Raw genomic sequence first — 26,584 nt, 5'->3', positions numbered from 1 at the left:
CCTCAATACGCCGCGGCGGGCGCGGCGGCTAGAACACGCTCTCCCCGCAAGGTACCGAGCCAGTCGGATGCCCGGCCGGTCATCATGGCGATATCGGAAGCGACGGCGGAAAAGTCGTAACCGTAATCGAGGAAGCGACGAACCATGTCGGGGTTGGGCCCGACGATACCCACGGGCTTTCCGGCTGCACGGGAGGCCTTCGCGGCCTTCTGGATCAGCGCCTGTACGTCGGGGTGAGTTATATTGCCGATATGACCCATGGCGGCCGACAAATCGCCCGGGCCGACGAAGAGGCCATCGACACCTGGAACCGCCGCGATTTCCGGCAGCCGCTCGATTGCATCGGGGGTTTCGAGCTGGACGATCACCGCGACTTCGCCATTGGCTCGCTTGAGGTAATCCGTTGCTCGCCCGAAGCGCGATCCGCGATGGACGGCCGCCACGCCCCGCACGCCCTCGGGCGGGTATTTGGCGAAGGAAACAGCCTGGCGCGCCTCTTCGGCCGTTTGCACGAAGGGCACCATGATGGTCTGAGCGCCCGCATCGAGAACGCGCTTGATGAGCACCTGGTCGTTCCACGCAAGGCGCACCACCGCATCAGCCGGCGTGCACCCGATCGCGCGCAGGATATGCGTGAGGTCCGACACTTCGATGGGCACGTGCTCCATGTCGACGACGAGAAAGTCGAAACCGGCATAACCCATGGCCTCCGCCGTTGCCGGCGCTGCCGCCATCAACCAGGTTCCCAAGGGCGGACGCGGCCCCTCGCCTGCCAGCCAACGTTTGAAGCGGTTCTCGATATCGATCATGGCATCCTCAATAAATTGCTGGTTCCGCTACCGGTCCGGGCGCGCTCAGGAAGTCGAAGTCGCAGCCTTCATCGGCCTGCGAGACATGGCGCTGGTACAAAGCCGCAAAGGAGCGTCGGTAGACGGGAGCGGTCGGCTTCCACTCCGCCCTGCGGCGCTCCAGTTCGGCCACATCAACCCGCATGTCGAGGCGGCCAGCTTCAACGTCCAGTTCCACGAGGTCGCCGGTCTTGAGCAAGCCGAGCGGACCGCCCACGGCAGCCTCTGGCGATACGTGGAGAATGCATGTCCCGTAATGGGTGCCGCTCATGCGCCCGTCGCAGATGCGAACCATATCGCGAATGCCTTGCTTCAGGAGCTTCTTCGGGATCGGCAGATTGCCCCATTCCGGCATGCCCGGTGCACCCACCGGACCTGCATTGCGCAGCACCAGCACGCTGTCTTCCGTGACGTCGAGGTCGGGATCATCGATCGCAGCGTTCATCGCCGCAGGACTGTCGAACACGATGGCGGGACCGGCGTGCTTCAGGAAACGCGGGTTGGCCGCGGACGACTTCATGACCGCGCCGTTCGGCGCGAGATTGCCGCGTAGCACCGCAAGGGTCTTTCCCCGCGAGAGCGGGACGACGGGATTGGAGGGGTCGCGGATAACGTCATCGTTCCAGCAATCGGCGCCGACGAGATTTTCGCCAAGATTCCGGCCGTTTACCGTCAGCGCATTCGGCTCGAGGTGCGACTCAAGTTTTTTTAGCAAGGCCAACAGGCCGCCCGCGAAATAGAAGTCCTCCATCAGATATTCGCCAGATGGGAAGAGGTTGGCGCAGACCGGGACCTTGCCGGCCATCTCCGACATGTCGTCCAGGTTCAGAGGGACGCCGGCCCGGCGCGCCATGGCGACGAGGTGGACGGCGGCGTTGGTCGAGCCGCCGAGCGCCATGTAGGCGACAAGGCCGTTTCGGAAGCTCCTCGCATCGATGATCTGCGACGGCTTGAGATCTTCCCAGATCATCTCGACGATGCGGGCGCCGCAGGCCGACGCCATGCGCGTATGACCGCTGTCGGCGGCGGGAATGGACGATGCTCCGGGAAGGGTCAGGCCCATGGCATCGACGATGGACGTCATCGTGGAAGCCGTACCCATGGTGTTGCAGGTGCCGATGGAACGGGTCATCCGACTCTCGAGGTCGACCCAGTCCTGAGGCGATATGTTGCCGGCCCGAAGCTCGTCCCAGTACTTCTTGGTATGCGTCCCGGCGCCCGTCTTTTGACCGCGCCACTGCCCGTTCGACATGGGTCCGGCCGGACAATAGATCACCGGGATATCCATGCTGATCGCACCCATCAAGAGTCCCGGGGTGGACTTGTCGCAACCGCCGAGGAGCACCGCGCCATCGACCGGATGCGAACGCAGGATTTCTTCCACCTCCATGGCGAGCAGGTTGCGATAGAGCATGGTGGTCGGCTTCACCATCACCTCACCGACAGACAGGGCCGGCAACTCGACCGGGTAACCGCCCACCTGCCAGATTCCACGTTTGACCGCCTCCGCGCGCTCGCGCAAATGCGCGTGGCAAGGGCTCAGGTCGCTCCACGTATTGAGGATGGCGACCACCGGCTTGTTGAGAAACTCCTCGCGCCGCATGCCCATCTGCTGGGTGCGCTGGCGGTGCGAGAAGCCGCGCATGTCGTCCGATGCAAACCAGCGCTGGCTGCGAAGTTCCTCGAGTGCTCGACGTGCCATTCGGAGTCCTCACCCTTGGCTGTTGTGAGAGCGAACACGAACCCGACGAAATCACCGAGTCGGGTCTGCGATGTATCTAGACGCGCTCAGACGGGAAATGCTTGGCTACCTTGTTCGATCTTGACCGCACTGTCCTTTGACGTGTCGATCCGAATCTTCCCATCGACCGCAACGGTGCGAACCGAGATCGTGTCGAAAGCGGGCCGGTACGAACCGTCGGTGTTGACCGACAGAACCGGACCGTCTTTGCTCCGGCGCAACCCGAAGCGAAGCTCCAGCCGGCGCTCCCCCCGCCAGTCTGTCGTATCGCCATCATCCTCGTAAAGATATGCCTCGGAGACATCGGCTAGCACGCCGAACACCAGCACCTCGCGCTGCGTGTCGAGACCCGGGTCGATGCGATCGATCTGGTTTGTCACCGGGATCATCGCGCCGCACCGGGCGAAGACCGGCACATGGCCCAGGGGCGCTGCGACGGTGATGGTTTGTCCGCCGTCCACGTGGCGGCCATCGTGGAAGTCGAACCAGCCGCCTTCGTGCTGCGGCAGGTAAACCTCCCGATCCACCACTCCCTCCTCAAGGACGGGAGCGACCAAAAGGTCAGGCCCCAGCATGAAGCTGTCCTGCACATTGATCGCCTGGCGGTCATTTGGAAAATCATAGAACAGCGGGCGAACCACCGGCTCATTGCGACGGGAAGCCTGCCACATCTGTGTGTAGATGTACGGCATCAGCCGATATCGAAGCGTCATGGCCCCGCGCACCTGCGGGATGACGCTCTCGTGCATCCATGGAAGGTTGACGACGCCGTTATCCTTCCAGGAATTCATGACGAAGCGCGGCCAGAGAGAGCAGAATTCCACGAAGCGGCAGAACAATTCGGGATTCGGGCTTGGCCCATGAAAACCGCCCACATCGTGGCCAATGTTAAACATGCCCGACAGACTCATGTTGAGCCCTTGCGTGAGGTTGAAACGGAGGGTTTTCCAGGCGGTCTCATTGTCGCCGGACCAGGTTTGTGCATAGCGCCACAGACCGGCCGCTCCGCCCCGCGTGATGGCATAGGGCCGTTTTCCGGGGGCGTGAGCGGCTTGCGTCTCATACGACAGCTTGGTCATGAGCAGCGGCTGCGCGGCCCGGGCCAGCACCTGCGCGAACGGTCGGCCATCCCCATTGCAAATGGCATCCTCGTCCCAGATCTCGTACTCGTTGTTGTCGTTCCAGATTGTGACCACCCCGTAATCGAGAAGCGCGGTTTGCATGCCGTCGCGCCACCAGGCGCGACCATCGGGATTTGTGAAGTCGATGTGAAAGCCGAGACCATCCCAGAACTGGGCGACGGCCGGTTCGCCCGTCGCACCATCCATGACCAGGATCCCTTGATCCTTTGCCTCCTTCAATCGCGGGTGATCATCAAGAAGGCAGGGCTTGAGATTGGTGACCGGCTGCATGCCGGCCTCTTTCAAACGCGCCATGGTCGCCGCCGGATCGGGAAACTTGTCACGGTTCCAGTTGAAGGCGTAGCGACGCGGGCCGATGGAGCTGTAGCCGGATCCGAAATGGAAACTGTCGCAAGGAATCTGATGGTGGCGGCACTTCCCGGTGTAGTCGGTAATTCTCGCATCCGCATCCGGCGCGTCCGCGATCGTCATGGACGTGGTGCCGAAGCCGAGAGACCATTTCGGCGCGAAAGCCTGGCCACCGGTGAGCCACGAGAAGCGCCGCACCACATCCGGCACGCTAGGCCCCGCCAGGACATAGAAATCCATGTCGCCATCCTGGGCGCTGTAGGACCGGAACAGGCCATGATAGTTATCGATGGTGCAGCCGAGATCCATCTCGCCGGCCGCGTGATTGTCGTAGAACACGCCGTGAGCGCCCATATCGCCGTCGACGACGAGAAACGGGATCATCTTATAGAGCGGATCGCTCAGCTCCGCGTCGAATCCACAGGGATCGACCGCGTCGATCTTGAAGCGGCGGCCGGTGTGATTGAGAGGCCCGACCTTGTCGCCGACGCCGTAGTGACGCTCATTCTCATGCCGCGCGACGACGTGCTGCAGCGCGCCGGACTTTCGCGACATGAAATAGGCCTGCGTGGGCCGGTCGTTGAGAAAGGGTTGGCTTTCCCCGGTTCGATGCCACGCCACGCCGAAGGGTGACAATCTGACCACGGCGGTCAAGCCCGCGGCTTCCAGCACGACCGCGCCATCGCGTTGTACAACTGAGGCTGCAGGGCAGGTAAACCCCTCGATGGAATCTCGCGATCTTCCCTCGAAGGGAGGCTCGAGTCCATTGGGCGCGATGCTCCAACCGCGATCAAGCGCATAACCTCCTGCGCGCTTCATGACGACGCGGCCGATATCGTGTTCAAGGATGCCGACACGCAGCTCCGTGTTCCACCCCAGATCGAACACAGCCCAGATTCCATCGCGACCGCGATACTGACCTTTGGTCAATGCCTTCATTGAAAATGTCTCCTCAGCAATATCAGCGGATGCGGATCGCGCTTCCGTCCGCATCGAAAAGGTGAAGGGCGTCGCGCTTCAGTCGCAGGCCGAGCCTCTGGTTCCGATCATAGGCAGCCTGACCATGCTGGCGCACGGTGAGCTGCGGCAGTCCGGGGGTCGATCCGTAAAGGTAGGTTTCGCCACCGAGCTGCTCGACGAGATCGAGGGTGATCACGATATCGGCCTGATCCTCTCCCACCACGTCGATATGTTCCGGCCGGGCACCCAAGGTGATATCGGTTCCGACGACAGCATGGCCCGTGGAGGGCAATATGATCGGCCGCATCTCGCTGCCGACCGCCACCCCTCCGGCATCCGCTACCCGCGCCGGGAACAGGTTCATGCGCGGAGAGCCGATAAAGCCTGCGACGAAAAGATTGGCCGGGTGATTGTAAACTTCGAGAGGCGTTCCGACCTGCTCGATAACGCCCGCGCGCAGCACCACGATGCGGTCGGCAAGCGTCATGGCCTCGACCTGATCGTGGGTAACGTAGATCATGGTGCCGCCGATCTCCGCATGGAGGGCCGCCAGCTCCTTGCGGGTGGCGACACGCAATTCCGCATCGAGGTTCGACAGCGGCTCGTCGAACAGGAAAATCTTGGGGTCGCGCACGATCGCGCGGCCGATGGCGACACGCTGACGCTGCCCTCCTGAGAGAGCCCTCGGCTTGCGATCGAGGTAGGCGGTCAGCTGCAGCATGTCGGCGGCGCGGCGGACGCGCTTGTCGACCTCGCTCCTGCCAAGTCCCATATTCTCCAGGGCAAACGCCATGTTCTTATACACGCTCATGTGCGGATAGAGCGCATATGACTGGAAAACCATCGCAAGCCCGCGATCTGACGCCGGAACATTCGTGACGCTCTGGCCGTCGATCCGGATATCGCCGCCGCTGACCTGCTCGAGGCCGGCGATGATGCGCAGAAGCGTGGATTTTCCGCAGCCCGACGGGCCGACGAACACCACAAACTCCCCATCCGTGATGGCAAGGTCGACCCCGTGAAGGATCGTCACGTTGCCGTAAGCCTTTTTGATGTCGGTGAGCTTGAGGTCAGCCATCAGTTAACCACGGGTTATTTCATCCCGGTATTGGCGATACCGGTGGTGATGAAGCGTTGCAGGAAGACAAAGACGATCGCGACCGGAGTCAGAGTCATGACGGTCATCGCGAGAAGGTATTGCCATTGGGTCTGCAGTTCGCCCTGAAACGCATTAAGGCCGATCTGCAGCGTATAGACTTCTGTCTTGGTCAGAACGGCGAGCGGCCAGAGGAACTCGTTCCAGCGCCACATGATCGAGAAGATCGCCAACACCGCGAGCGCCGGCAATGTGAGGGGCATCACGATTCGCCAGTAGATCTGCCACTCGGATGCCTTGTCCATGCGGGCGGCCTCGATGAGATCGCGCGGGAGGGTCAGCATGTACTGGCGCAGAAGAAACACGCCCGTCGGCGTCGCCGCCCCCGGCAGGATGACTGCCCAGAGCGAATTGACGAGCCCGAGCTTGGTCACCACAAGGTAGACCGGCACGAGGATGATCGTGATCGGAATCATGAGCGTGCCGATCACCATCAGCATGGCGGCGTTCTTGCCCTTGAACTCGTAGATGGACAGCGCATAGGCCGCCATCGAGTTGATCAGGAGCGTGATCAAGGTCGCGACCACGGTCACGAAGACCGAGTTGGCGAGGAACCGCGGAAAAGCAAAACGCGCCAGCGGCTCCGTGTAGTTTTCTGTGGCGAGCGAGAATTCGCGAACGGGAACCCGCTTGTCGATCGCCACGCGATATTGCTGGCTCGGGTTGTCCGGGTCGACCATCTGGGACTGGATGCCGACGCGGCGAACTTGCGCCAGTTGCCGAGTCGTTCCGTCCTCCATCGTCACCGTGAAGAGAGGCAGCGGTTGCGGGTATCCGGCAACCGAAATCTCCTTCTGCGACATGGGCAGAAGCGATGGGGGAAATTCGAGCAGACCGGCTTGTGTCTTGAACGACGAGAGGACGAGCCAGAGAACCGGGCCGAACATCAAAACGACGCCGAGCAACAGATATGCGTAAGCCGCGATATCGGTCCAATGCCGATGGCTGGCATCGCGGCGGGCGGTGAGGAGTTGCGCTATCTTCATGACGTCCTCACGAGGACTTGCGTTGCGAGAACGCGAGTTGCGCCAACGTCAGCGCGAACAGCACGATGCCGAGCACCACGGACGCCGCCGCTGCGAGGCCGAAATTTTGAACCTGGTTCGAAAACGCCGTCTCGTAGATGTATTGCACCACCATCAGGGTGGAAGTGCCGGGTCCTCCTCCGGTCAACACGAAGACCTCGTCGAAGGTCTGCACGGCGCGGATCAGGGCCAGCACGATCACGACGATCAGGTTGGGCCAGAGAAGCGGGAGGGTAAGACGCCAGAACACCCGCCACCGGGGTGTCGCGTCCATCTCGGCGGCCTCGTAGATATCCGCTGGAATCGCCTGGAGTCCGGCCAGCAGGATCAGCGTGTAGAAACCCATATGGGCCCAGACCGACACGAAGATGATCCAGAACATCGCCCAGCCAGGCTCGCTGAGAAACAGGATCTTGTCGCCGCCCAGTCCCGTGATGCCGGCATTCAGCAGCCCATCGCGCTGCAGGATCCATTTCCAGATCAGCGCGACGACCACGGGAGACAGCAGAACCGGAAAAAAATAAACGGCGCGAAAGAAGCCACGTCCGCGAATTTTCATGTTCAGCACGATGGCCGTCAGGAGCGACAACAGCACCATCGCAACGACCTGGAACGCGGTGAACCGAAGGGTGTTCGAAACACCGCGCCAAAAGTGGTCCTCGCGGCAGGAACTTGGGTCCACGAAGGATCCGCAGTCGAACAGGTAAGCGTACTGCCCAGCCCCGACGAATGGGCGCTCAGCTGGAAACAAAGCTGGTCCGCCGGTGACCGAATAGAGAAAGTTGATGGAAATGGGGACAAAAACGAAGACCCCGAAGAAGGCGAGGTTCGGCAGCAGGAAGACGTAAGGCATTCGCCTTTCGCCGATCAGTCGCTGCAGCCCCTCCATGGGCCAGTCGATGATCCGAGTAGCCCCTCTCAGCATGGGGTTCGTCCCGCGCGGCTGCGCCTGCCGGCTTGTGGAATCCGCCGCAGTCGCTGGAGTGGTTTTTGACGAGAGAGTCATGGTGTCCCCGGCGGAAGCTGGAACGTCCCGGGTTGGAAAGCCCGGGAGGGGTTTCCCATTACTTCTTTGTGCGCTCGGCGATCTGCTGCTCGATATCGGCCGTGATGCGCTTGTAGGCTTCGTCAAGCGAGGCCTCGCCGGCGATGGCCTGGCCGAGTCGGCTGATAACCGCGTTGAAGATCACGCGGTTGTGGACGTAGCCCTGCAGCTTGTTGGCGACCGGAGACAGGGTCGACACACCTTCGCTGAAGACCTTAAGCGCCGCCTTGCCCTGCTGCGAGGCATCCTTGTAGGTAAGGCCCTGCTTTGCGAGACCGAGATGACCCGGCACGAAGAGGGAGCGATCGTAGAATTCGCCAACGACTTTCTCGCTGGCGAGATATTCCACGAGGCGCGCGACTTCCTTGGGATGCTGGGTCGTCTTGATGGCGACCAGCGCCGCGCCGCCCGGCATGGGCGAGCAGTTGGCGGGTCCGCAAGGCGTCGGGACGGCGACCCAATCGAAGCCGTTTCCGATGGTCTTGTCGAACTGGCCGATCTGCCACGAGCCCGACACGTACATCACGACCTGTGCGTTCTTGAACTCGTCGTTGGCGCCACGATAGGCGGTTCCCGCCACCGAGCCCCAGAGCTCCTTCGACATCACGCCGTTCTTGTGCCAGTCATAGACGAGTTGCGCGCCCCTCTTGAAGCCGTCATCCACGACCGCGGGCTCGCCCTTGTCGTCGAACACCTTTGCGCCTTGCGTGATCGCCAAGCTGAAGAAGCGATGGCCCGAGCGATCGATGGCGACCGGGAATGGCGCCTGGACTTTCGTCGCGACGTCCTTTGCGGCCTTCGCCCATTCCTCCCAGGTTGCTTTGGGACCGGGCATCGCAATGTTGGCTTGCTCGAACAAGGTCTTGTTGACCAGGGGGCCCGTGAGGGTGAGCTGCGTCATGAAGCCCGGGATGGAAGTCTTGTCGCCGGGAAGGCGCATCCATTCGAGGAACGGTCCGAAATTGGTTTCAAAATAGGCCGGGTCCTTCAGGAGGGGCCGCAGATCCAACATGTAGCGAGCGACGCCCCCGAGATCTGCGACGCGTGCGAGGTCAGGTCCCTGCCCTGCCGCCAGCTGCACCGGCAAATTCTCATTGATCGCCTTGAACGGAACCTGATCGAGAACGACTTTGATGTCCTTGTTCTGCTCCTCGAAGCGGCGCAACAGGTCGCTCATGACCTCGCCTTCGTTGCCGTCCGAATACCAGGTCATCCGCAAGGTCGTTTGTGCCTGTGCGTTGCTCACTACAAGGCTCGCCGCGAGCAGGGCGCAACCTAGGAGCATCTTGGTGCCCTTCATCGTTTCCTCCGTTTATTTTGCTCTTCAAGATTGAAGATTTGCTTGAATCTATGGCGCCAACGGGGCGACCGGACTCAGAGACCGGCTGCGGTGCCTGATCGGACTAGCCTCCTCTCGAAAGGCATCCGACCCTAATCGGTTGGCGGCCGGTAGGGCGGCGAGTGGCCACAGACAAGCGTCGGGAGACCAGAAGCTCGATTTGCGAGACCAGTTTGGCAAACGTTTGCCGGGCTGTCCAGCACTCTTCAGGTCAGCGTTCTTGACCTACGCATGAGGGGTCTCGACAGGCCCAGTCAAAGTGGTGAACAAGGGGCCATGAACAGGAAACGAGTTTCGGCCCATCAACCGGTCTTGTTGGCAACGGTCGCGGCCAAGGCGGGCGTTTCGATTGCGACCGTCTCCCGCATTGTGAACGGGGAGACGGGCCGGGCTTCTGCCGAAACCATCGAGCGCGTCCAGAAAATAGTGGGAGCGCTGGGATACCGGCCGAACCATGTCGGCCGGGCCCTGCGCAGGCGGGAAAGCCGTATCGTGGCCATGCTGTCCCCGAACCTCGACAACCCGGCCATGGCGGCGATCGCGGCCTCCGTCGAGACAGCTTTGCGCTCGGCTGGCTATGTGATGATCCTCTGCGACACACATGACCGCGCGGAACTGCAAGATGAATACTTGCACGCCATGCGGTCGCAGGCCGTGCAGGGCTATGTGCTGGTCAATGCGGTGCAAAGCGAAGCATTGTCCGCCTCGGTTGCCCGAGGCGACCCCATCGTTTTTGTCGGGCGCCGGAACCCCGCCGGGGCGGGATCCTTTGTCGGGATCGACAATCGGCGCGCTGGGGCCGATGCGGCCGATCATCTGTGGGCGCAAGGGATCAGGGACCTTGCTGTCATCCATCCTACGCAAGGATCATCGGCGTCGCGCGATCGCGTTGACGGTTTTGTGAGGCGCCTCAAGGAGCTCGGTCTTCCCTGCGAAGCGATCCGTCAAGCCAGCGCCTTGGGCCTGTCACATCTGGAGGTGGGATACGCCGCAGCGCAAAGGCTTATTGACGGGAAATCGTGGCCGGGAGGGCTCCTCTGTCCGAGCGATATGATGGCTTACGGGGCCTACCGCTTGGCTTTGGAGAAGGGCATCCGCATCCCCGAAACATGTCGAATTGTTGGTATCGACGATAACGCGCTCAACGCTTGGATTGCCCCTTGGCTTATCTCAGTCCGGATTCCCTATGCGGATTTTGGCGCCAAGGTCGTGGGCCAGTTGCAAGCTCTCTGGGCTGGTGAGCAACCCTCGGAGCAGCTTTTGCCGCATGAGCTCATTGTCCGTTAGCGACTTGATTTTATCCGCACCTTATACTCGTTGATTGGATTAGGAATGAGAGTCCGCTACGGGTCAGCGTGCGACGTTGAGCGAAGCGAATGAAGGTCAGCTTACGGCCCAGGAGCTGACTAAAGCGCAACAACCGAAATCCAACCCGCCCCGTCACTAGGCTGCTCAGCGGGTCATCTGGATTAGGGCAAGATCGGGGAAGCAAGTCTCGTCGCGCCGGCTTGTTGCCTGCCACCGGCCGATGGCGGTACGTGTTGCAAACCCGATCAGACCGTCAATCTTCCCCACGTCGTAGCCTTGGGCCCGCAGGCGCTCCTGCAGCGCTTCGATATCGCCACGCCTCATCGCATCCACGGCATCCATGTCCCCGCGAAGGCGGCGGCACCACGCATCCGATTCGAGAGATCGCCGATGAAGAGTGCATAGAGGTCGGACTCATTGTACCGCTTGAGGACGTAGAAGTTCTCCGAAACCAGGAAGGACGGTCCCAGACGGCCCGCGGATCGCGACGATGATCTCGCGTGGCACTCCGTAGCGCCGCTCGATCGCATTGAGGGTTCGGCGCCCATTGCTTCAAGAGCTCGCCTCCGAGCTTTGCGAGGGAGGCGAGTTGGCGCTCCGCGAAATAGCGCCCCGGGCTCTGGAACACCGCGTGGCGTTGGTCGCTTGAAGGCATCGCCGAGCCAGGCGGCTGAAGCTCCGGAAGGTCCCAATCAAGTGTGACCATAACCAGGCTGCGCTCGAACGTTTCCCGGGAGACGCCCTGTTTTTGCGCATCGGGCCACACGGTTTGCACGAGCCAGTCGCGGAACTGCGCTTCAATGACTGGCCTTATTTCCGGCGCCTGCGCTTGCGCGCGAGAGAGCGCCTCTGCGAGGACGGCACACAGGACGATAGCCACAAGAGCCACGGAGGCGTAGCGCGCGAACCGGGCGAGGACCGACATGGCACAGACACTAGATCAGGATAGTTTCTGATGGAATGGCGGTGTTAGAGACGCCGCTCCACCTGCCTGCTTTGTAGCGGATAATGGTGAGGAAGCGGGCCGCTGCCGTGATGTGGATTATTAACCGGCGAGCTTGCTGTTCTCCCTCTTCACGCACCGCATCAGGGCTCGGCCGCTCTCAATGCACCGATGAGGAGCATGCTGTTGTTACCGCGCAGGTCTCACGGTCGTGAGAATAGACTGTTCCGCCAAACCTTCTCAGCATCGTGCGTTGCTGGACGGTGTAGGCACGAGTGCTGCGCAATCAAAACGATTCCGCGCAATCGATCTGATACCTGCGCGAGGACGCGCCCGACTTCTAAGTCAGGGCACATCCTTCGCAATAGAACCCAGACTGTCAAGCCGCGCGGCTGGCGTGCTCTACCGTCTTTTTAGCTTGAACAGTCACCGTCCGGATTGCCTCATCTGCGAGCTGACGAGTGACTTCAGCAATCTGCCGACTGTTGTCGATGGTCTGCTCGAGGTTCTCGCGAATGAGAGAAGTCTGGACCGCAACGAAGTCCGGAACCGACCGGCATCTGGCCAGACTGCTCAAGCCTTCGATATTGGTCTGCAGGCGCTTTTCGCTCAACTCGAACCATTTCCGTGAGACATCCTGCACGCCGCGGGCCAGAATCGTGCCCGATTGTGAGACCGCTCGGAGGTTCTGGGAGGTTTGATCGCCAACTGCCTGTGGGTCTCTGGTACGTGCAGTGTAGAAGAAGAGCTGCATTGCCTGTTCGGTTGATAGGTGGGCCAACTCTGATGCTGAGCTAAGGCCATTCTGTACCGCATCCTGCACGGTACGAGCGACCGATTGGGCTCCTTCCGCTCCTGCCCGCACGGTGTCTGTCATATCCACCGCGATTTGCTGGACAATTTCAACCTGCTCCTGCGCGTGCTCAGGCTCGGCCCGCTTAGTCTCCTCCATACTCGCCACCTCATCCTCCACCTTCTCGACGACGGCTTCGGCCTCCTCGTCGCTCAAGACCTTGAGCACGGCCGGGAGCAGTTCCTTCTTGTCGTCGCGGAGATGCTGCTGGAATACCTTCCGTAGCTCTGCGACCTTGGTGAGGAACTTGCCATTGTTCTTCGGCATGCGCTCCAATTCCGCGATGAGCGCACTGGTTTCGAGATTGTCATCGCTCGCCTCTTGAACGAGCACCTGCATTCCGTGCTTCCTCAAGACCGGAAAGAGATGCTGCTCCTGGAGGCTGGCCAGCAGTTCCAACTCTTCTTTCAGCTCCGAGAGCAACCGCTCACGAGTTCTCGCCGCGTTGTCGGACGTGGCGAGGAGCTTCGTAATAAGCTCATTTGCCTTATCCGGCGGGGTTTTGCTAAATTTTTTGTTGGTGGTCATGTTCCCTCACAAAATAATAGGTGTGCTACGCGGGTGGGTGTGTCACGACGAAAGCGGGTGGGTGCCGTCACGCCGGTGGCCGTCGCGACGGCTAATATCCTGCGATCCTATGGGAAGCCGCTGATGCCTTTAACGTTCCCTGGGCGACTGACGTTTGGTGATAACTCAGCCTTGTCGCTTACAGGCGTAGCCCGCCCACACCGCCCAACCAAAAAATATACACCGGCGAAGTGCTCGCGAAATCCGACACCTGTGCCGACCAGCTTTGTGCATTCTGTAACGGGTTTCGAAGCTCCACTGTACGGGTTTATCTTCTTGTCATCGCTCGCTGGAACGACCAACTCGTTCCCGTGTTGTTTTCGGCAGCAGTGAGGAGAGCAAAATGAGTCGCGGATTCCCGTCGATGACGGCCCTATTAGGTTTGCTTGCGGTGGCAGGCTTTCAGAACCGAGACAAGCTCGCTGAAATGCTTGGGGGAATAGCAAAACATACCGGAACTCGGTCGCAGGGCAGTCAGTCAGATGGGCCAGGCGGGATGCTTGGCAATCTGAGTGGTGCTCTGGAAGGCACAAGCGTGGGCAACTTGCTTGGCGGCGGACTTGGCGAGCTCGTGGAGCGGTTCACCCAGAGCGGACAACGCGAAGTGGTCGATTCTTGGGTCAATACGGGCCCTAATCAAGCGGTTGCTCCCCAGCAACTCGAACAAGCGATCGGACCGGATGTACTAGCGACGCTATCGCAACAGACGGGGCTGTCTCGCGAGGAACTCCTGGCCCGACTTTCCCGGGAATTGCCCGAGGCAGTCGATAAGTACACGCCCGATGGTCAACTTCCACCTGCAACCTGACCGACCTTCGATGCACATCGACAGGGGCGCCCAACAGCAGAGTTTGGTCCGAATCCTGTCCGGATGTTGCACTCTCGGAAGAAGCCTGCGTGCCGGAGTTTGCGGAAATAGGAGAACCGCCGCTCGTCACGTAAGGGCGGCTTATAGTGACCGCAGGTAACTCTTGCCTCAGCGCCACATTCCTCGCATCCGGGCCCCGATATCGATACGAACGTCGTTATTCAGCGAGCGTGTCACGTCAGAGTCTGAAGCCGCCACCGGCCATGACACCCTCTCGAAAAATTTCAGGAGCGCGCTGGGAATGAAACGTGTTCTGGCGGCGTAGACGTGCCGATCGCCGGTTGCCGATTGCTGATGCGTGAAAAAGCGCTGTGGGACCATCAGGTGCAGATTATCCTTGGCCCGCGTCATGGCAACATAGAGCAGCCGTCGCTCCTCTTCGATCTCGGCAGTGGTACCGGTGCCCAGGTCTGACGGGATGCAGCCGTCGACAGCGTTCAGGACAAAGACCGACTTCCATTCCTGACCCTTGGCGGAATGAATGGTCGAGAGAATCAGATAGTCCTCGTCAAGCAGAGGCACGCCAGCCTGATCGCTCGTCGCGTCCGGCGGATCGAGAGTGAGCTCGGTCAGGAAACGTTCCCGCGAGGGATACCCGCCGGCAATCTGCTCGAGCTGGACAAGGTCGGCTCTGCGGGCAGATGCATCCTCATGTATTCGCTCGAGATGAGGCTCATACCAAGTCCGCACTCGTTCAAGTTCTGCCGGCCAGCCGACCATGCCCGCGCGGAGCTGCTCTATGGTCTCGACGAATGATCGCCAATCGTCGCCTGCACGGGGTGGCGCAGGAGCTTCCAGCAGTGCCGTCACGGGATCAGGCGCCTTGGCCATGAGGTCGAGCACTCTTTGTGCCGAAGACGGTCCGACGCCCGGCAGGAGATGCATCAATCTAAAACCAGCGACGCGATCGCGCGGGTTCTGGACGAACCGCAGCAATGCCAGCACGTCTTTGATATGAGCGGCATCAAGAAACTTGAGGCCACCGAATTTGACGAATGGAATATTCCGACGGATCAGCTCCACTTCGAGCGGTCCACTGTGGGACGAGGTGCGAAAGAGAACGGCCTGTTGCTTGAGGACGATGCCGCTCTCTCGATTCTGCAATACGCATTCGACCACATATTGGGCCTGCTCGGCTTCGTTCGGAACCGCTACCAATTGCGGCTTCTCCGCGGAAGATCTCTCGCTCCAGAGGTTCTTTGTAAAACGCTCGGAGGCGAGCTCAATTACCGCGTTGGCGGCGGCCAGGATGGGTTGGCTCGAGCGATAATTCTGGTCGAGCGTGATGATTTCGGACGGAGGAGAGAAGTGCGAGGGAAAATCAAGAATGTTTCGGACCGTGGCTGCCCGAAACGAATAGATCGACTGGGCGTCGTCTCCGACGACCGTGAGGCCATGCCCATCAGGTTTCAGAGCCAGAAGGATCGAGGACTGGAGCCGGTTGGTGTCCTGGTACTCGTCGACAAGCACGTGGTCGAAGCGGCCACCGAGTTCTGCCGCGATAGACGGTTCAGCCGTCATCTGTGCCCAGTAGAGCAGGAGGTCATCATAATCGAGGACATTCTGGCGTTGCTTGGCTTCAACATAGGCGGCGAAAAGCTGGCGCAATTCGGCAGCCCATCCTGCACACCATGGGAAGGAGGTTCTCAGTACCTCTTCAATCGCCATCTCGGCATTGACGCAGCGGGAGTAGATTGACAGACAAGTTCCTTTCGCCGGGAACCGGCTCGCCGTTTTGGAGAATCCGAGCTCATGGCGAACGAGATTGATCAGGTCGGCCGAGTCCTCGCGATCGTGGATGGAAAAGGCAGGATCCAGTCCGATCCCGAGCGCGTAATCCCGTAGCAGTCTGGCGCCGATGCCGTGAAAGGTGCCAGCCCAGGTCAGGGCGTGCGTCATCATGCGGGCATCCTGTCCCATGACATGCGATGAAATCCGCTGAACGCGGCGCGCCATCTCTGCAGCCGCCCGGCGTGAAAACGTCAGAAGGAGGATCCGACGAGGATCGGCGCCACCGACCATCAGATGGGCCACGCGATGGGCCAGAGTGTTTGTCTTGCCCGATCCGGCGCCAGCAATCACGAGAAGCGGACGGCCCCTGCCCTGTCCCATTCCCTCCGTCCCATGCTCGACCGCCCGGCGCTGTTGCGGGTTGAGCTTCTCCAGATAGGTCGCGTTGACGGACACGGGCGAATCGATCTCCTCGATCAGGCAGTATTCCTGTTTCTGATTTGTTCGCAACCGCTGAGCTTGAGTTGCGGCCGAAGTCGAGCGTGACCAGAATCGAGTATCCCGGTGGCGGGTCGGTGGCGCGCAGCCGACAGGTAAATCTGCCGCAGCCTGATAGACGAAGGTGCGTTCACGCGAGAGCTGCCTCTCGAAACTCACGAATAGGTATTCGGCAAATCGAGCGTGCTGTGCGTTCCGATGGCCTCGTAGTGATCCGACAGCCAGCTTCGCGCAGCGGCGCGGCCAAGATCCCTCAGTTCCTTGAAGAAATCCCAACCGGCCTTCATGCGTGACGAGGCCGCAAAGGCGTCCAGTTTGGGACCACCATGGAGGCGATGCATGAAAACGCGCTTGTATTCCTTGGACGAAAGCTTGCCCTCGTCGATCAGCCGCGTGACGAATTCGATGGCTCTAAGTTCGTGCAAGAGATTCGAGTTGAAGGTGATCTCGGTAAGACGGTTCTGAATTTCTTGCGTCGTTCGAGGAGTAGAACGGCGCTCAAGTGGATTGATCTGCACCAGCAGGATGTCATCGCCCCGGGTCTCGTAGAAAAGTGGGAAGAGCGCCGGATTTCCCGAATAACCTCCGTCCCAATACGGCTCGCCATCGATTTCGACAGCTTTGAAAAGCATCGGCAGGCATGTGGAAGCCAGGACATGATCGACGGTGAGCTCCGGCGCGTTGAAGATCCGAATTTTTCCTGACCAGACATTCGTGGCGGCTACGAAGAGCTTTGTATCCACACACGCGTGGACCCGCTCAAAATCGATCAACTCGCTCAAGGCGTCGCGGAGGGGATTGATATCGAGCGGGTTCAAGTCGTAAGGGCTCGCCACGCGCGACCACGCGTCGAGCCACAAATGGCCCGGTGATCCGTCGGCGTTCCAGTAGCCCAGAAACCTGTCGAAGAGCGAGCGCTGAATGGGGGAGAGGTCCCCGTCCAGACTGACCCGCTTCCAGAACTGGCGCAGTTGCGCGCGAGCGCCCTCCGGTCCGCCTTCGACCCAGCCTTCGAGCAGAACGATGGCATTCAGCGCTCCTGCGCTCGTTCCCGTAATCGCCTCAATCGAAAGTCGCCCGTCTTCAAGAAGATGATCGAGGACGCCCCAGGTGAAAGCACCGTGCGCGCCGCCACCTTGCAGAGCCAACGAGAGGGACTTCTCCGCATTGGGGCCGGCAAGGCCGCGCGGACCGTCCGACTTTTTTGTCGCCTTGCCCGTCATGCCGGTCGCCCGGCGAAATTCGGATCGCCATTGTTCGGATCGCCATTGTCAGTAATGCGAACATTCATGCGATTTCCCTTTCTCGCCTGATGCTAGCGGCCGCAACTCGATCAAACGGTCTCCCCGGGCATCTTGTGCCATCAAAACCCGACCCAACCATTGGAGCAACCCCTGCGCCGCAAGATGCTATGTTGCTTGGCAATCGTGCGGCTGCCTCCTCCGCGATGCGACGGACATCGTGCCACACACGCTGCTCGCGCCGGGCATCCGCGAGGGCGCGATGCGTCGGCGGCCCGCGATCGTCATCGACGCGGCGTGCGCTTGCCAAAATCTGCCGAAAGATCCCGTCATGGAGCTCTGGCGGGATATTGGCCACCCGCAGTATTTCGACCGTCGCCTCCCGATGGGCCTGGTCCGAACCCTGCAATCGTAGCGCATGTCGGGGCAGGCCTGCGGCCCGCAGCAATCGACTGAGCCAGCGTCCATCCCAAGAGGGTGCGGTCGCATAGAGTCCGGGGCCGGTCAGAACAGCGATCATGCGTCGTCCCACTTCCTCGACCGGGCGCCCTCCTCCACGAGGCGATCGCGAGAGAGGCGATGGATAGACTCGGCATCTGCTGCCCAATCCGTCCACGACGGAGCGGGCCTGATGAGGTGGCTCTCCTCATCCCCGGAAGCAGACACCCATCCGACCTCGATCGGGTAGCTGTGCTTTCCCAGAGATGAGGCTTCGAAGTCGAGGAAGACGGGATCCGCTTGCTTCTTATCGACCAAATCCGCCTCCCATGACCACCGGCGTTCTCTGGAAGGTGCCCGATAGCTCGTTATCGACCGAAGCCGGACCAATCGAGAGCCGTTGTTTCCTGCGACATCAGCCATTGATTGCGGGAGCGCGCCCGACCCAAGCTGATGCCAATCCGGATCCTTAAAAACCAAACCCTGAACAATCGCATCGAGCAAGATCATCGGGGATCAAGCGCCGGGCCCGGCCTATGCTCGACTTCAAGTCTCCTGCGAGCCAGCTCCGTCCGAGAGATCCCTGAGGCATTGAGGCCGCGCCGGATCGAGATCGGTGAGCGTTCGGAGGGCGTTGCTCAGGACAATCAATCGCAGCAGAGCCAGCCAAGCGAGCCCATCGGCCGCCTAGCTTCGGGTGCGGAATATCAACGGCTCCAGGGCCACCGGTCAAGTTGACTACGGAAACGCACTGTGCCTGATTTCGGTCGCCATCGCGACTATCGCCGACGTCCAATCCTGCTACGCTAGCGTCCGCAGACAAACGGAGCGGCGGGACCATGAATGGCGCCGAATCTCAAGTCCCACGACGGTTTACGACGCGCTCCCGTCGTAGCTTGTCCTTCACGGAACTTGGCTTCGGAACGGCTCCGCTTGGGAACCTGTACAAGGCAATCGAGGAGGATATGGCGCAAGCCACCTTGCAGGCAGCGTGGGATACGGGCTGCCGTTACTTCGATACAGCGCCGCTCTACGGCCTCGGTCTTGCCGAGACTCGCCTCAACCATTTCCTTCGCGACCGGTCGCGCGACAGCTATGTCCTATCGACCAAGGTCGGCCGGCTTCTCCGGATCTGTCCGCCCGAGAGTCGCACCGGAATCGGGAAGTTCTTCGATACGCCCGCGCGCCAGGAGATCTTTGACTATTCCTATGACGGAGTGATGCGCTCCATCGAGGATTCGTTCGAGCGCATCGGGGTCGACCGCATCGACATTTTCTTCTGCCATGACGTCGATGTGTTCACCCATGGCTCCAAGGAAGCATCCGATCGTCGTATCCGGGAATTCATGGACGGCGGCTATCGTGCCCTCGCCTCATTGCGCGATCAGGGCGTGATTGCTGCGCTCGGGGCTGGCGTGAACGAATGGCAGGTCTGCGAGAGGATGGCCCGCGAGGGCGATTTCGACATTTTCCTGCTTGCCGGTCGCTACACGCTCCTGGAGCAGGAGGCTCTGGGATCATTTCTGCCGTATTGCAGCGAGCGGGACATCGCAATCGTGCTCGGCGGCCCTTACAATTCCGGCATCCTTGCCACGGGACCGAAACCCGGAGCCTTCTACAACTACGAGCCCGCGCCGCCGGAGATCCTGGACCGGGTCGCGCGCATCGAGCGTGTCTGTGGCGTGCACGGCGTGAAGCTGATCGAAGCAGCTCTGCGCTTCCCGCTCGGCCATCCGGCGGTCGTGTCCGTCATCCCCGGTGCGCAGACGCCCCAAGAGGTGTACCGCAATGCTGAGATCATCAAGGCTCGCATTCCACGCCCCCTCTGGTCGGACCTCAAGACAGAAGGGTTGCTGCGTCCCGACGCTCCCGTACCTGCCTAGAGCATTCTCCGGCGAAGTGGATCCACTTCGCCGGAGACAAACGCGGCAAATCTGAACAAGAGAGCGATTTCACCAGACGTGAAAGCGCTCTAGGAGCCAGAGCCACCAATACAGGTCGCAGCGTTCTGAGGCGTGCAGACGTCGAGACCCGTATAGGTCGGGTCCTTGGGCGGCGCCTTGCCGTCCTTCATGTCCTTGAGGAATAACATGGTCTTGTAGCCCATCTCGAACGGACGCTGACCGACCTGCCCCCTCGAAAGGCCCGCCTTCATGAGGTCCATCTGCACCGGGAGGGTGTCGGCGACGATGAGCGCGAGCGAGCCGTTGTCGATCCGAGCCTTATGCTTTTCGGCGACTCTGCGATAAGCTTGCGGGATGAATTGCGGGAAGCCGCCGGTCGGAATGAACGCATCGAGCTGCGGGTTCTTGCCGAGGATATCCTCCATCTGTTGGACCGCACGCGGAAAATCGTCGTCGGTGTAGAGGGGGCAACCGTCTATCTCACGCCAGCCGTTTTGACCTGCCAGCCGGGTGCCTGGAGCCGCGGCCGACTTCGCGCCCGAAAGGGTGTCCCGAATGCCTTGCATGCGCTCGTTGTGGTTTGACGCCGCGGCGCCACCGGATTGGATGCAGATCGTCCCGCCTTGCGGCTTCAGCGGCATGGCTAGCTTCGCCAGATTCACGCCGATGTCGTAGTTGTAGGTGCCGACATAGGCAGTGCGCAGGGCTTTGTCCTTTTCGAGGAGATCCGAGTCCCAGGTCAGCACCGGGATGCCAGCCTTCTTTGCGCCCTCGAGCGCTCTTGCCATGGCAGCCGAGTTGGAGGGTGACACGGCGATGCCGTCGACCTTCTTTGCGATCAGATCGTTCACGACCTGGACCTGCTCGTCGCCGCCGCCATGCTCGCCAGGGCCGATATAGAGGCATTCGATCGAGCCACTCGATTCCTTCTCGGCCTTCTTGCAGCCGTCGCGAGCCTGATCGAAGAACGGGTTATTCATGTTCTTTGGCACAAGCGCGAAGGTGTATTTCTTGCCCTGCGCCTGGGCGCCGGCACTCATCACAAGCAGCGCCGCAGTAGCGACACCTAGGGTTAGAGCTCTCATTGGTTGTTCCTCCTGCTGGTTATAGACGCCCGGCATCTCTTAAGCCGAACGTTTGCCGCGGATCCGCTGGAGCAGAACCGCCAACACGATGAAGAGGCCGACGAAGGCGCCTTGCCAGTTGGAATCGACGCCCGCCATGAGAAGGGAGTTGCGGATCACTTCGATCAGCGCCGCGCCGACGACGGCGCCGTACGCGCTTCCCTGGCCACCCATAAGGTCCGCGCCGCCGATCACTGTCGAGGCGATGACGCGCAATTCGTAACCCTGCCCGAGGGCATTGATGGCCGAGCCCTGCCACCCAACGATCAGGACGGATGCGAGCGCCGCCGTCAGGCCGGAGACGATATAGGCCTGCAACTTGATCCGTCGGACTGGAACGCCGGTGAGGCGGGCGGCGTTCTCGTTGCTGCCGATCGCATAGAGATAGTTGCCCCAAGCGGTGGCGTTGAAAACGAAGCCGAAAACGAGAGCAAGGACCAGCAGCGTCCAGACGGGGTTGGCGATGCCGAGGACCGAGCCTCCCCCGAGGGCGTTGAATGTGTCGCCCCAGGGCCCGAATTCGTAGATCATTTTGTTTTCGGACAGGACGATTGCAAGCGAGCGAGCCACCGAGAGCATGCCGAGCGTTACGACGAAGGCCGGGAGGCCCACATAGGCGATCAACAGGCCGTTGACCGCGCCCGCAGCCCCACCGGCGAAAAGTCCTGCCAGAACGGCAGCTGCCCAATGATACCCGGCTTGCAGGACAAGTCCGCAGACCACGCCGACGAGGCCCATCAGGGATCCCACCGAGAGGTCGATGCCACCGGTGAGGATCACCGCGGTCATACCGACCGCCATGATGCCGATGAAGGCGAAGTTGCGGGTGATATTGTAGAAATTGTCCGCCGAGGCAAAGGCATCCGGTTGATCCCACGTCATCACCGCGCACATGATGATGAGCGCGATCGTGACCCAGAAGGGCTGGCTTGCCAGCAACCTTTGGCCGAGGCTGCGTTCCTTGAGGCCCGTGATATCCTCAATCGCGACGCTGCTCTGGAACGGACGGGTCGGTAAGTTCGTCGTCATGGGCCCTCGGTCAGTTACGCAGTGTGAATGGCTCCCGTGATCAGGCCGGTGACCTCTTCAGGGGAGGTCTGATTGACAGATTTGTCGGCGACCTTCGTGCCGCGGCGCATGACTACGACGCGATCGGAGACCGCGAACACATCCGGCATGCGATGGCTGATCAGCACAACGGCAATGCCCTTGTCCCTCAGCCGCCGGATGAGACCGAGGACTTCCGCAACCTGTCGCACGCTGATCGCGGCCGTCGGCTCGTCCATGAGTACGATGCGTGCGTCGGAGAGGCGGGTGCGCGCGATGGCGACGGCCTGACGCTGACCTCCCGACATCTGCCTGACGAGGTCGCGAGGGCGCGTCTCCGACTTGAGTTCACTAAAGAGCTCGGCGACCCGGGCGTACATGGCCGCATAGTCGAGTATCTTGATCGGGCCAATCCGACGCTTCATCTCGCGGCCGAGAAAAACGTTGGCGGCAGCCGTGAGATTGTCGCACAGAGCGAGGTCTTGATAGACCACCTCGATTCCTTCCGCCCGCGCATCGACAGGTTTGTGGAAGTGCTTTGTCTGACCCTCGATCCGGATCTCGCCCTCGGATGGCCGGAAATTCCCCGCGATAACTCGCACAAGAGTGGATTTGCCGGCGCCGTTGTCGCCCATCAGGCCGACCACCTCTCCGGCCTGGATGGAGAGATCGACGCCTTTCAATGCTTCGATAGCACCGAAGTGCTTGGCAATACCTTGAAGCTCCAGCAGCGCCATGCATCCCCCTCATCGGAGCCTCGGCCGGGACCGAAGCTCCTGTCTTGGGAACATTTCGTGAGGAGAGATTACAACTCTAATGGCCGCGGTAAAGCCCTTTCCTCTTGGGGATTATGCATTAGAATCAATATTCCGGCCCCAGTTTACTGCTTTTTAAAAGTCTTGGATGGTGACTCGTCTTTTCGATCTGACCGGCCGAACTGCTCTCGTAACAGGTGCCACATCCGGCATCGGCTTGGCGCTTGCTCAAGGCCTTGCGGGGGCAGGCGCCGTGGTGGTGGTGAACGGTCGCAATCCGGATAGAATCGACCGCACTGTCGAGATGCTACGCTGCCAGGGCCTTCAAGTTCACGGCTCCCGCTTCGACTGCACTCTTGCAGACGAGATCGCCCCCGAGATCGCACGCATCGAGCGCGAGATCGGCCCGATCGATATCCTCATCAACAATGCGGGAATCCAGCGCCGTGCCCCTCTTCTTGAGATGGATCCGGCCATGTGGGACGAGGTCATCCGGACGAACCTGACCGGCGTCTTCCTTGTCGGGCAGGCAGTCGCGAAGGGCATGGTGGCACGCCGCCGTGGCAAGATCGTCAACATCTGCTCCCTTGCGAGTGAAGTTGCCCGGAAGACCATCGCACCTTACGTCGCCGCCAAAGGCGCGGTCAGGCAGCTGACCAGAGCCATGTGCGTCGAATGGGCAGGCTCGAATATTCAGGCAAACGGGATCGGTCCCGGTTATTTTGCGACGCCGTTGAATACGACCCTGAAGGAGGACCCCGCCTTCGACAGCTGGGTCCGATCGCGGACACCCGCCGGCCGGTGGGGCGAACCCGACGAGCTCGTGGGTGCCGCCATATTCTTAAGCTCGGCGGCTTCCGACTTCGTGAACGGACAGATAATCTATGTGGATGGCGGATTGCTGGCATCCATGTGAGCCGGAGTGCATGGTCCCCGGGATCGGCCTTCATGAGTGCGGGTCAGACCCAGCCGCCATCCACCACATATTGCTGATTGGTGCAGGCTGAGGCCTCCTCGGACGCCAGGAAGACCGTGAACTTTGCGATCTCGTCCGGCATCAGTTTCCGTTTGAGGCACTGGCGCTGCATCAGCTCTTGCTCGCCCTCGGGGGTGAGCCACTTTTCGATCTGGCGCTGCGTCATGATCCAACCCGGCGCAATGGCGTTCACGCGGATATTATAGGGACCGTAATCCCGCGCCAGCGAGCGCGTGAGCCCAAGCACGGCGGATTTGGCAGCCGTGTAAGCCGCCATGCCTCCCTGCCCGATCATCCAAGAGAACGATCCGAAATTGACGATGATCCCCTCATTTGCTCGCTGCATATCGGGCAGGACAGCCTGCGCGGCGAAGAACTGATGCTTCAGGTTCACGGCGATACGATCGTCCCAATACTCGGAAGTGACGTCCGGCGTCGGGTGGCGCTCGTCGTGGGCGGCGTTGTTGACGAGGATCTGGATCGGCCCGAGCGTTTCCCGGATCCGGCCAATGGCGGCACGCAGAGCCGTGATGTCGGTGAGGTCGGCATGTTCGAAACGCACGCTGAGGCCCCGGGCCATCAGTTCGCGCGTCAGCCTCTCCGATGCGTCCCGTGCAATGTCGATGAAGGCCACTTTGCATTTCTGCTCGGCGAAGCGGCGGACGATGGCCTCGCCTATGCCCGAGCCGCCACCCGTGATGAGCACCACTTTGCCATCCAAGTCGCTATAGGTCGCAGCCATCTGATCCCTCCTTCGCCTCAACGTTTCCTCAAGCCTCGTTATTCTGACCGAGCCCCCTCCGCGCGCAAGCGCAAAGGCAAACGCAAACGCTTTGACAGGAAGCTGTGAGATGGATCGATGGTCGCCTTAAGGTCGTGAGCTTGTTTTCAGCCCGACCGTCAAATGGGTGCTAGGAAGTCCCCTGCTCTAAGTGAACTTCCGCTTTGAGCTCGCAAGCTGACCAAGGCGCCACGTCCCAGCTGTGCCAGAAGCGGAAGTTGTTTCCTGTATGAAAAACACCGGACCTTCAGCTTTGCGCCCCAAGGTGTCCATCCGAACCTGGCCGCCGTCTATCGGCGCAAGGTTGCGGAACTTGAGCTCCTGCTCGAGGATGATCACGAGAGCAAGCCATGGAGCTGATCCGCTCGCTGATCGCCGACATCACCCTGACGCCGCGGGTCGGTGCTGGCGGTGGACTGGATGCCGTCTTGAGCGGGGACCTCGTCCGCATCTTGTGCTGTGTTCGGCTGGATCTCCGGAACGCCGACAGCAGCAAGAAACCCCCGACGCTCGCAACTGTTTGATCAGGACCGACGCCGGTGGGCCGGCGCGAACGCAAAAAGCCGGACCCTTTCGGATCCGGCTTTTGATGCACGACAATTAAAGCTGGTTGCGGGGACCTGAAACCACCGGGACTTGCAAACGTGCTCTCCGGACGCAGGCGATGGTGATTGTCAGGTCTCCTGGTCTTTCAGTTGGTTTAGCATAACAATTTTCGGAAAGGACCGACGTATTGTCATATTAGACCCCGGGGCGAGGCCGATGAGCGCGTTCGGTTCCGAAATGAATGCCGCTGATCTTTCGTTTTCGGGCGGTTGAGACCCGCCTTCGCCGCTCAGCGCAAGTCGCTCCGGCTGCTCCAGCCTTCCCGGGCAAGACGCTGCATGTCCGACTTCGACAGGGCTTCGAGTCCGAGCTCCGGCAGGAGATCGTTCTCCTGCCGGAAATCACGGCCATAGAGCGCCGAGAAGATGTCGAGCCCCGCTTCGTGGAGCCTGGCGGGAGCATCGGTCAATTTTCCAAGCAGCACCGTCGGCAGGAGGCCGAACGGCGCGTCTTCCGTTACGTAGCGGGTATCGAGGGTGGTCGGCCCCATGGGTCCGCCGCCGCGCTCATGCAATTTCAGCGCCATTTCACCGACAGGCCCCATCGGGACGCCGTAGGAGAAGTGATAATGCTCGCGCACGGTGCGCACCGACAAATCGAAGGTCTCGGCGATGCGCAGGCGCTCGGCGTCGAGGGCCTCGAACAGACGGCCGACCGCATCCGTGACGTTCTGGTGCTGCCCCCAGGCCTCGCCGCGCTCCATGCGGGTCAGGTTGCACAAGGCAATGCCCATATGGTTCTGCGGATTGAGGTTGCTGAGCGCGATGGCGAGCAGATCGTCCTTCTGAACAAAACGGTCGCCGAACAGCGCCTGGCACATTGCGAGTCCCTGCTCGCTTGCCGCGAGTGGCACGGTCGCCATATCAATTTTACCCCGCACGGTGGAGATATGAACTTCGGTCAAGCTCTTCTGACGCCCTGTGGTAACTGTCGTTCCCCAGGCGACGATGGGAGCCTTGACGCCCCTCTCCGCAAATTTCTTCGAAAGATAGAGCGCGCAGAAGGAGGCGTGAGAGCTGATGATGACGACCTGACCGTCAGTCACGTGCGGCGCGACCGCATCCATCACCGCCCGGTGACCATAGGCGGGAAGGGCGATCAGGATGACGTCGGAACCCTGCACGAGTTCAGCCGCGGAGGACGCCACGCGCGGATGATAGGTGCCGGAGACGGCGCCCGTCGCTGTCAGCGGCTGCCCGGCGGCAAGTTCGGTCGTGCGCTTCCCCGAAGGCGACCAGAGAATCGGATCATGGCCGTTCTCAATCAGAAAGGCGGCGGCGGCGAAGGCGATTCCTCCGGCGCCGGCGATGGCGACACGCATCGTTTTTCTCCGTGAAGAT

Annotated in this window: 23 protein-coding genes and 1 pseudogene; 7 read left to right on the top strand and 17 right to left on the bottom strand. The window is 60.9% G+C overall.

The annotated features are described in order from the left end of the window. Positions 1 to 2 precede the first annotated feature (2 nt). The 7 genes from FEZ63_RS03870 to FEZ63_RS03840 all read right to left on the bottom strand — a co-directional run bounded on the left by FEZ63_RS03870 (position 3) and on the right by FEZ63_RS03840 (position 9,565). The gene (locus FEZ63_RS03870; protein ID WP_150942303.1) at positions 3 to 809 is read right to left on the bottom strand and encodes an HpcH/HpaI aldolase family protein; all 807 of its coding nucleotides are present in this window, start codon (positions 807 to 809) and stop codon (positions 3 to 5) included. 7 nt (positions 810 to 816) lie between these two features. Continuing rightward, positions 817 to 2,550: an L-arabinonate dehydratase gene (gene araD / locus FEZ63_RS03865; RefSeq protein WP_150942302.1), complete on the bottom strand. Its 1,734-nt coding sequence runs from the start codon at positions 2,548 to 2,550 to the stop codon at positions 817 to 819. Between the two features lie 86 nt (positions 2,551 to 2,636). Continuing rightward, entirely contained in the window at positions 2,637 to 5,018 is a 2,382-nt protein-coding gene (locus FEZ63_RS03860) for a glycoside hydrolase family 31 protein (protein ID WP_150942301.1), read from the bottom strand. 22 nt (positions 5,019 to 5,040) lie between these two features. After that, positions 5,041 to 6,120: an ABC transporter ATP-binding protein gene (locus tag FEZ63_RS03855; RefSeq protein WP_420846257.1), complete on the bottom strand. Its 1,080-nt coding sequence runs from the start codon at positions 6,118 to 6,120 to the stop codon at positions 5,041 to 5,043. Positions 6,121 to 6,131: 11 nt separating this feature from the next. Continuing rightward, positions 6,132 to 7,181, bottom strand: coding sequence for a carbohydrate ABC transporter permease (locus FEZ63_RS03850; RefSeq protein WP_150942299.1), 1,050 nt, complete (start codon positions 7,179 to 7,181; stop codon positions 6,132 to 6,134). A gap of 7 nt (positions 7,182 to 7,188) precedes the next feature. After that, positions 7,189 to 8,145 (bottom strand): carbohydrate ABC transporter permease, encoded by a 957-nt coding sequence (locus tag FEZ63_RS03845; protein WP_244622613.1) that lies wholly within the window; start codon positions 8,143 to 8,145, stop codon positions 7,189 to 7,191. Positions 8,146 to 8,284: 139 nt separating this feature from the next. Then, positions 8,285 to 9,565, bottom strand: a complete 1,281-nt coding sequence (locus tag FEZ63_RS03840; protein ID WP_150942297.1) for an ABC transporter substrate-binding protein — start codon at positions 9,563 to 9,565, stop codon at positions 8,285 to 8,287. A 315-nt stretch (positions 9,566 to 9,880) separates the two neighbouring features. Between FEZ63_RS03840 and FEZ63_RS03835 the strand changes: the two genes are divergently transcribed. Continuing rightward, the gene (locus FEZ63_RS03835; protein ID WP_244622612.1) at positions 9,881 to 10,891 is read left to right on the top strand and encodes a LacI family DNA-binding transcriptional regulator; all 1,011 of its coding nucleotides are present in this window, start codon (positions 9,881 to 9,883) and stop codon (positions 10,889 to 10,891) included. Between the two features lie 165 nt (positions 10,892 to 11,056). On the opposite strand, the gene FEZ63_RS25435 is transcribed toward FEZ63_RS03835, so the two are convergent. The 3 genes from FEZ63_RS25435 to phaP all read right to left on the bottom strand — a co-directional run bounded on the left by FEZ63_RS25435 (position 11,057) and on the right by phaP (position 13,236). After that, positions 11,057 to 11,236 carry a peptidoglycan-binding domain-containing protein gene (locus FEZ63_RS25435; protein WP_244622611.1) on the bottom strand — a complete coding sequence of 60 codons (180 nt, stop codon included), beginning with the start codon at positions 11,234 to 11,236 and terminating at the stop codon, positions 11,057 to 11,059. Next, positions 11,233 to 11,442, bottom strand: a complete 210-nt coding sequence (locus tag FEZ63_RS26145) for a lytic murein transglycosylase (protein WP_420846252.1) — start codon at positions 11,440 to 11,442, stop codon at positions 11,233 to 11,235. Before FEZ63_RS26145 ends, FEZ63_RS25435 begins: the two co-directional genes overlap by 4 nt. A gap of 792 nt (positions 11,443 to 12,234) precedes the next feature. Next, entirely contained in the window at positions 12,235 to 13,236 is a 1,002-nt protein-coding gene (gene phaP / locus FEZ63_RS24940) for a phasin family protein (protein WP_162419659.1), read from the bottom strand. A 382-nt stretch (positions 13,237 to 13,618) separates the two neighbouring features. Between phaP and FEZ63_RS03820 the strand changes: the two genes are divergently transcribed. Further along, the gene (locus FEZ63_RS03820; protein ID WP_150942295.1) at positions 13,619 to 14,083 is read left to right on the top strand and encodes a YidB family protein; all 465 of its coding nucleotides are present in this window, start codon (positions 13,619 to 13,621) and stop codon (positions 14,081 to 14,083) included. Between the two features lie 168 nt (positions 14,084 to 14,251). On the opposite strand, the gene FEZ63_RS03815 is transcribed toward FEZ63_RS03820, so the two are convergent. Then, the gene (locus FEZ63_RS03815) at positions 14,252 to 16,330 is read right to left on the bottom strand and encodes an ATP-dependent helicase (protein ID WP_150942294.1); all 2,079 of its coding nucleotides are present in this window, start codon (positions 16,328 to 16,330) and stop codon (positions 14,252 to 14,254) included. A 197-nt stretch (positions 16,331 to 16,527) separates the two neighbouring features. Further along, positions 16,528 to 17,595, bottom strand: a complete 1,068-nt coding sequence (locus FEZ63_RS03810; protein ID WP_150942293.1) for a patatin-like phospholipase family protein — start codon at positions 17,593 to 17,595, stop codon at positions 16,528 to 16,530. A 238-nt stretch (positions 17,596 to 17,833) separates the two neighbouring features. On the opposite strand from FEZ63_RS03810, the gene FEZ63_RS24790 reads away from it, so the two are divergent. The 3 genes and pseudogenes from FEZ63_RS24790 to FEZ63_RS03800 all read left to right on the top strand — a co-directional run bounded on the left by FEZ63_RS24790 (position 17,834) and on the right by FEZ63_RS03800 (position 19,934). Further along, positions 17,834 to 18,028: a hypothetical protein gene (locus FEZ63_RS24790; protein WP_153245851.1), complete on the top strand. Its 195-nt coding sequence runs from the start codon at positions 17,834 to 17,836 to the stop codon at positions 18,026 to 18,028. Positions 18,029 to 18,415: 387 nt separating this feature from the next. Further along, positions 18,416 to 18,614: pseudogene (locus FEZ63_RS25425) on the top strand (IS6 family transposase); the annotation flags it as partial. A 276-nt stretch (positions 18,615 to 18,890) separates the two neighbouring features. Then, positions 18,891 to 19,934, top strand: a complete 1,044-nt coding sequence (locus tag FEZ63_RS03800) for an aldo/keto reductase (protein WP_150942292.1) — start codon at positions 18,891 to 18,893, stop codon at positions 19,932 to 19,934. Positions 19,935 to 20,023: 89 nt separating this feature from the next. Here FEZ63_RS03800 and FEZ63_RS03795 read toward each other — a convergent pair whose 3' ends face one another. Genes FEZ63_RS03795 through FEZ63_RS03785 form a run of 3 tightly spaced genes read right to left on the bottom strand, consistent with a single transcriptional unit; the run spans position 20,024 to position 22,863 of the window. Beyond that, complete coding sequence (locus tag FEZ63_RS03795; RefSeq protein ID WP_150942291.1) at positions 20,024 to 21,040, bottom strand: sugar-binding protein; 1,017 nt, start codon at positions 21,038 to 21,040, stop codon at positions 20,024 to 20,026. Between the two features lie 39 nt (positions 21,041 to 21,079). Continuing rightward, the gene (locus FEZ63_RS03790; RefSeq protein ID WP_150942290.1) at positions 21,080 to 22,108 is read right to left on the bottom strand and encodes an ABC transporter permease; all 1,029 of its coding nucleotides are present in this window, start codon (positions 22,106 to 22,108) and stop codon (positions 21,080 to 21,082) included. 14 nt (positions 22,109 to 22,122) lie between these two features. Beyond that, entirely contained in the window at positions 22,123 to 22,863 is a 741-nt protein-coding gene (locus FEZ63_RS03785; RefSeq protein ID WP_150942289.1) for an ATP-binding cassette domain-containing protein, read from the bottom strand. A 169-nt stretch (positions 22,864 to 23,032) separates the two neighbouring features. Here FEZ63_RS03785 and FEZ63_RS03780 point away from each other — a divergent pair, with 169 nt between their 5' ends. After that, positions 23,033 to 23,797 carry an SDR family NAD(P)-dependent oxidoreductase gene (locus FEZ63_RS03780; protein WP_201274076.1) on the top strand — a complete coding sequence of 255 codons (765 nt, stop codon included), beginning with the start codon at positions 23,033 to 23,035 and terminating at the stop codon, positions 23,795 to 23,797. Between the two features lie 43 nt (positions 23,798 to 23,840). On the opposite strand, the gene FEZ63_RS03775 is transcribed toward FEZ63_RS03780, so the two are convergent. Next, positions 23,841 to 24,599 carry an SDR family NAD(P)-dependent oxidoreductase gene (locus FEZ63_RS03775; RefSeq protein ID WP_150942287.1) on the bottom strand — a complete coding sequence of 253 codons (759 nt, stop codon included), beginning with the start codon at positions 24,597 to 24,599 and terminating at the stop codon, positions 23,841 to 23,843. A gap of 389 nt (positions 24,600 to 24,988) precedes the next feature. On the opposite strand from FEZ63_RS03775, the gene FEZ63_RS24785 reads away from it, so the two are divergent. After that, positions 24,989 to 25,162 (top strand): hypothetical protein, encoded by a 174-nt coding sequence (locus FEZ63_RS24785; protein WP_153245850.1) that lies wholly within the window; start codon positions 24,989 to 24,991, stop codon positions 25,160 to 25,162. Between the two features lie 311 nt (positions 25,163 to 25,473). On the opposite strand, the gene FEZ63_RS03770 is transcribed toward FEZ63_RS24785, so the two are convergent. After that, positions 25,474 to 26,565: an NAD/NADP octopine/nopaline dehydrogenase family protein gene (locus FEZ63_RS03770; RefSeq protein ID WP_150942286.1), complete on the bottom strand. Its 1,092-nt coding sequence runs from the start codon at positions 26,563 to 26,565 to the stop codon at positions 25,474 to 25,476. Positions 26,566 to 26,584: the final 19 nt, after the last annotated feature.

The sequence above is a fragment of the Microvirga brassicacearum genome, assembly GCF_008757455.1.
Lineage (GTDB): Bacteria > Pseudomonadota > Alphaproteobacteria > Rhizobiales > Beijerinckiaceae > Microvirga > Microvirga brassicacearum.
The sequence above is the reverse complement of the archived record's forward strand: the minus strand, read 5'-3'. Positions and strand labels throughout refer to the sequence as shown.

Bases quoted from the DNA above. Each gene is read 5' to 3' on its own strand.
- FEZ63_RS03810 (WP_150942293.1), bottom strand. From the start codon at position 17,595: ATGACGGGCAAGGCGACAAAAAAGTCGGACGGTCCGCGCGGCCTTGCC.
- FEZ63_RS03795 (WP_150942291.1), bottom strand. From the start codon at position 21,040: ATGAGAGCTCTAACCCTAGGTGTCGCTACTGCGGCGCTGCTTGTGATG.
- FEZ63_RS03850 (WP_150942299.1), bottom strand. From the start codon at position 7,181: ATGAAGATAGCGCAACTCCTCACCGCCCGCCGCGATGCCAGCCATCGG.
- FEZ63_RS03785 (WP_150942289.1), bottom strand. From the start codon at position 22,863: ATGGCGCTGCTGGAGCTTCAAGGTATTGCCAAGCACTTCGGTGCTATC.
- FEZ63_RS03845 (WP_244622613.1), bottom strand. From the start codon at position 8,145: ATGCTGAGAGGGGCTACTCGGATCATCGACTGGCCCATGGAGGGGCTG.
- FEZ63_RS26145 (WP_420846252.1), bottom strand. From the start codon at position 11,442: ATGCGATCGAGCGGCGCTACGGAGTGCCACGCGAGATCATCGTCGCGA.
- FEZ63_RS03800 (WP_150942292.1), top strand. From the start codon at position 18,891: ATGAATGGCGCCGAATCTCAAGTCCCACGACGGTTTACGACGCGCTCC.
- FEZ63_RS03835 (WP_244622612.1), top strand. From the start codon at position 9,881: ATGAACAGGAAACGAGTTTCGGCCCATCAACCGGTCTTGTTGGCAACG.
- FEZ63_RS03870 (WP_150942303.1), bottom strand. From the start codon at position 809: ATGATCGATATCGAGAACCGCTTCAAACGTTGGCTGGCAGGCGAGGGG.
- FEZ63_RS24785 (WP_153245850.1), top strand. From the start codon at position 24,989: ATGGAGCTGATCCGCTCGCTGATCGCCGACATCACCCTGACGCCGCGG.
- FEZ63_RS03770 (WP_150942286.1), bottom strand. From the start codon at position 26,565: ATGCGTGTCGCCATCGCCGGCGCCGGAGGAATCGCCTTCGCCGCCGCC.
- phaP (WP_162419659.1), bottom strand. From the start codon at position 13,236: ATGACCACCAACAAAAAATTTAGCAAAACCCCGCCGGATAAGGCAAAT.
- FEZ63_RS03790 (WP_150942290.1), bottom strand. From the start codon at position 22,108: ATGACGACGAACTTACCGACCCGTCCGTTCCAGAGCAGCGTCGCGATT.
- FEZ63_RS03840 (WP_150942297.1), bottom strand. From the start codon at position 9,565: ATGAAGGGCACCAAGATGCTCCTAGGTTGCGCCCTGCTCGCGGCGAGC.
- FEZ63_RS25435 (WP_244622611.1), bottom strand. From the start codon at position 11,236: ATGAGGCGTGGCGATATCGAAGCGCTGCAGGAGCGCCTGCGGGCCCAA.
- FEZ63_RS03775 (WP_150942287.1), bottom strand. From the start codon at position 24,599: ATGGCTGCGACCTATAGCGACTTGGATGGCAAAGTGGTGCTCATCACG.
- FEZ63_RS03820 (WP_150942295.1), top strand. From the start codon at position 13,619: ATGAGTCGCGGATTCCCGTCGATGACGGCCCTATTAGGTTTGCTTGCG.
- FEZ63_RS03860 (WP_150942301.1), bottom strand. From the start codon at position 5,018: ATGAAGGCATTGACCAAAGGTCAGTATCGCGGTCGCGATGGAATCTGG.
- araD (WP_150942302.1), bottom strand. From the start codon at position 2,550: ATGGCACGTCGAGCACTCGAGGAACTTCGCAGCCAGCGCTGGTTTGCA.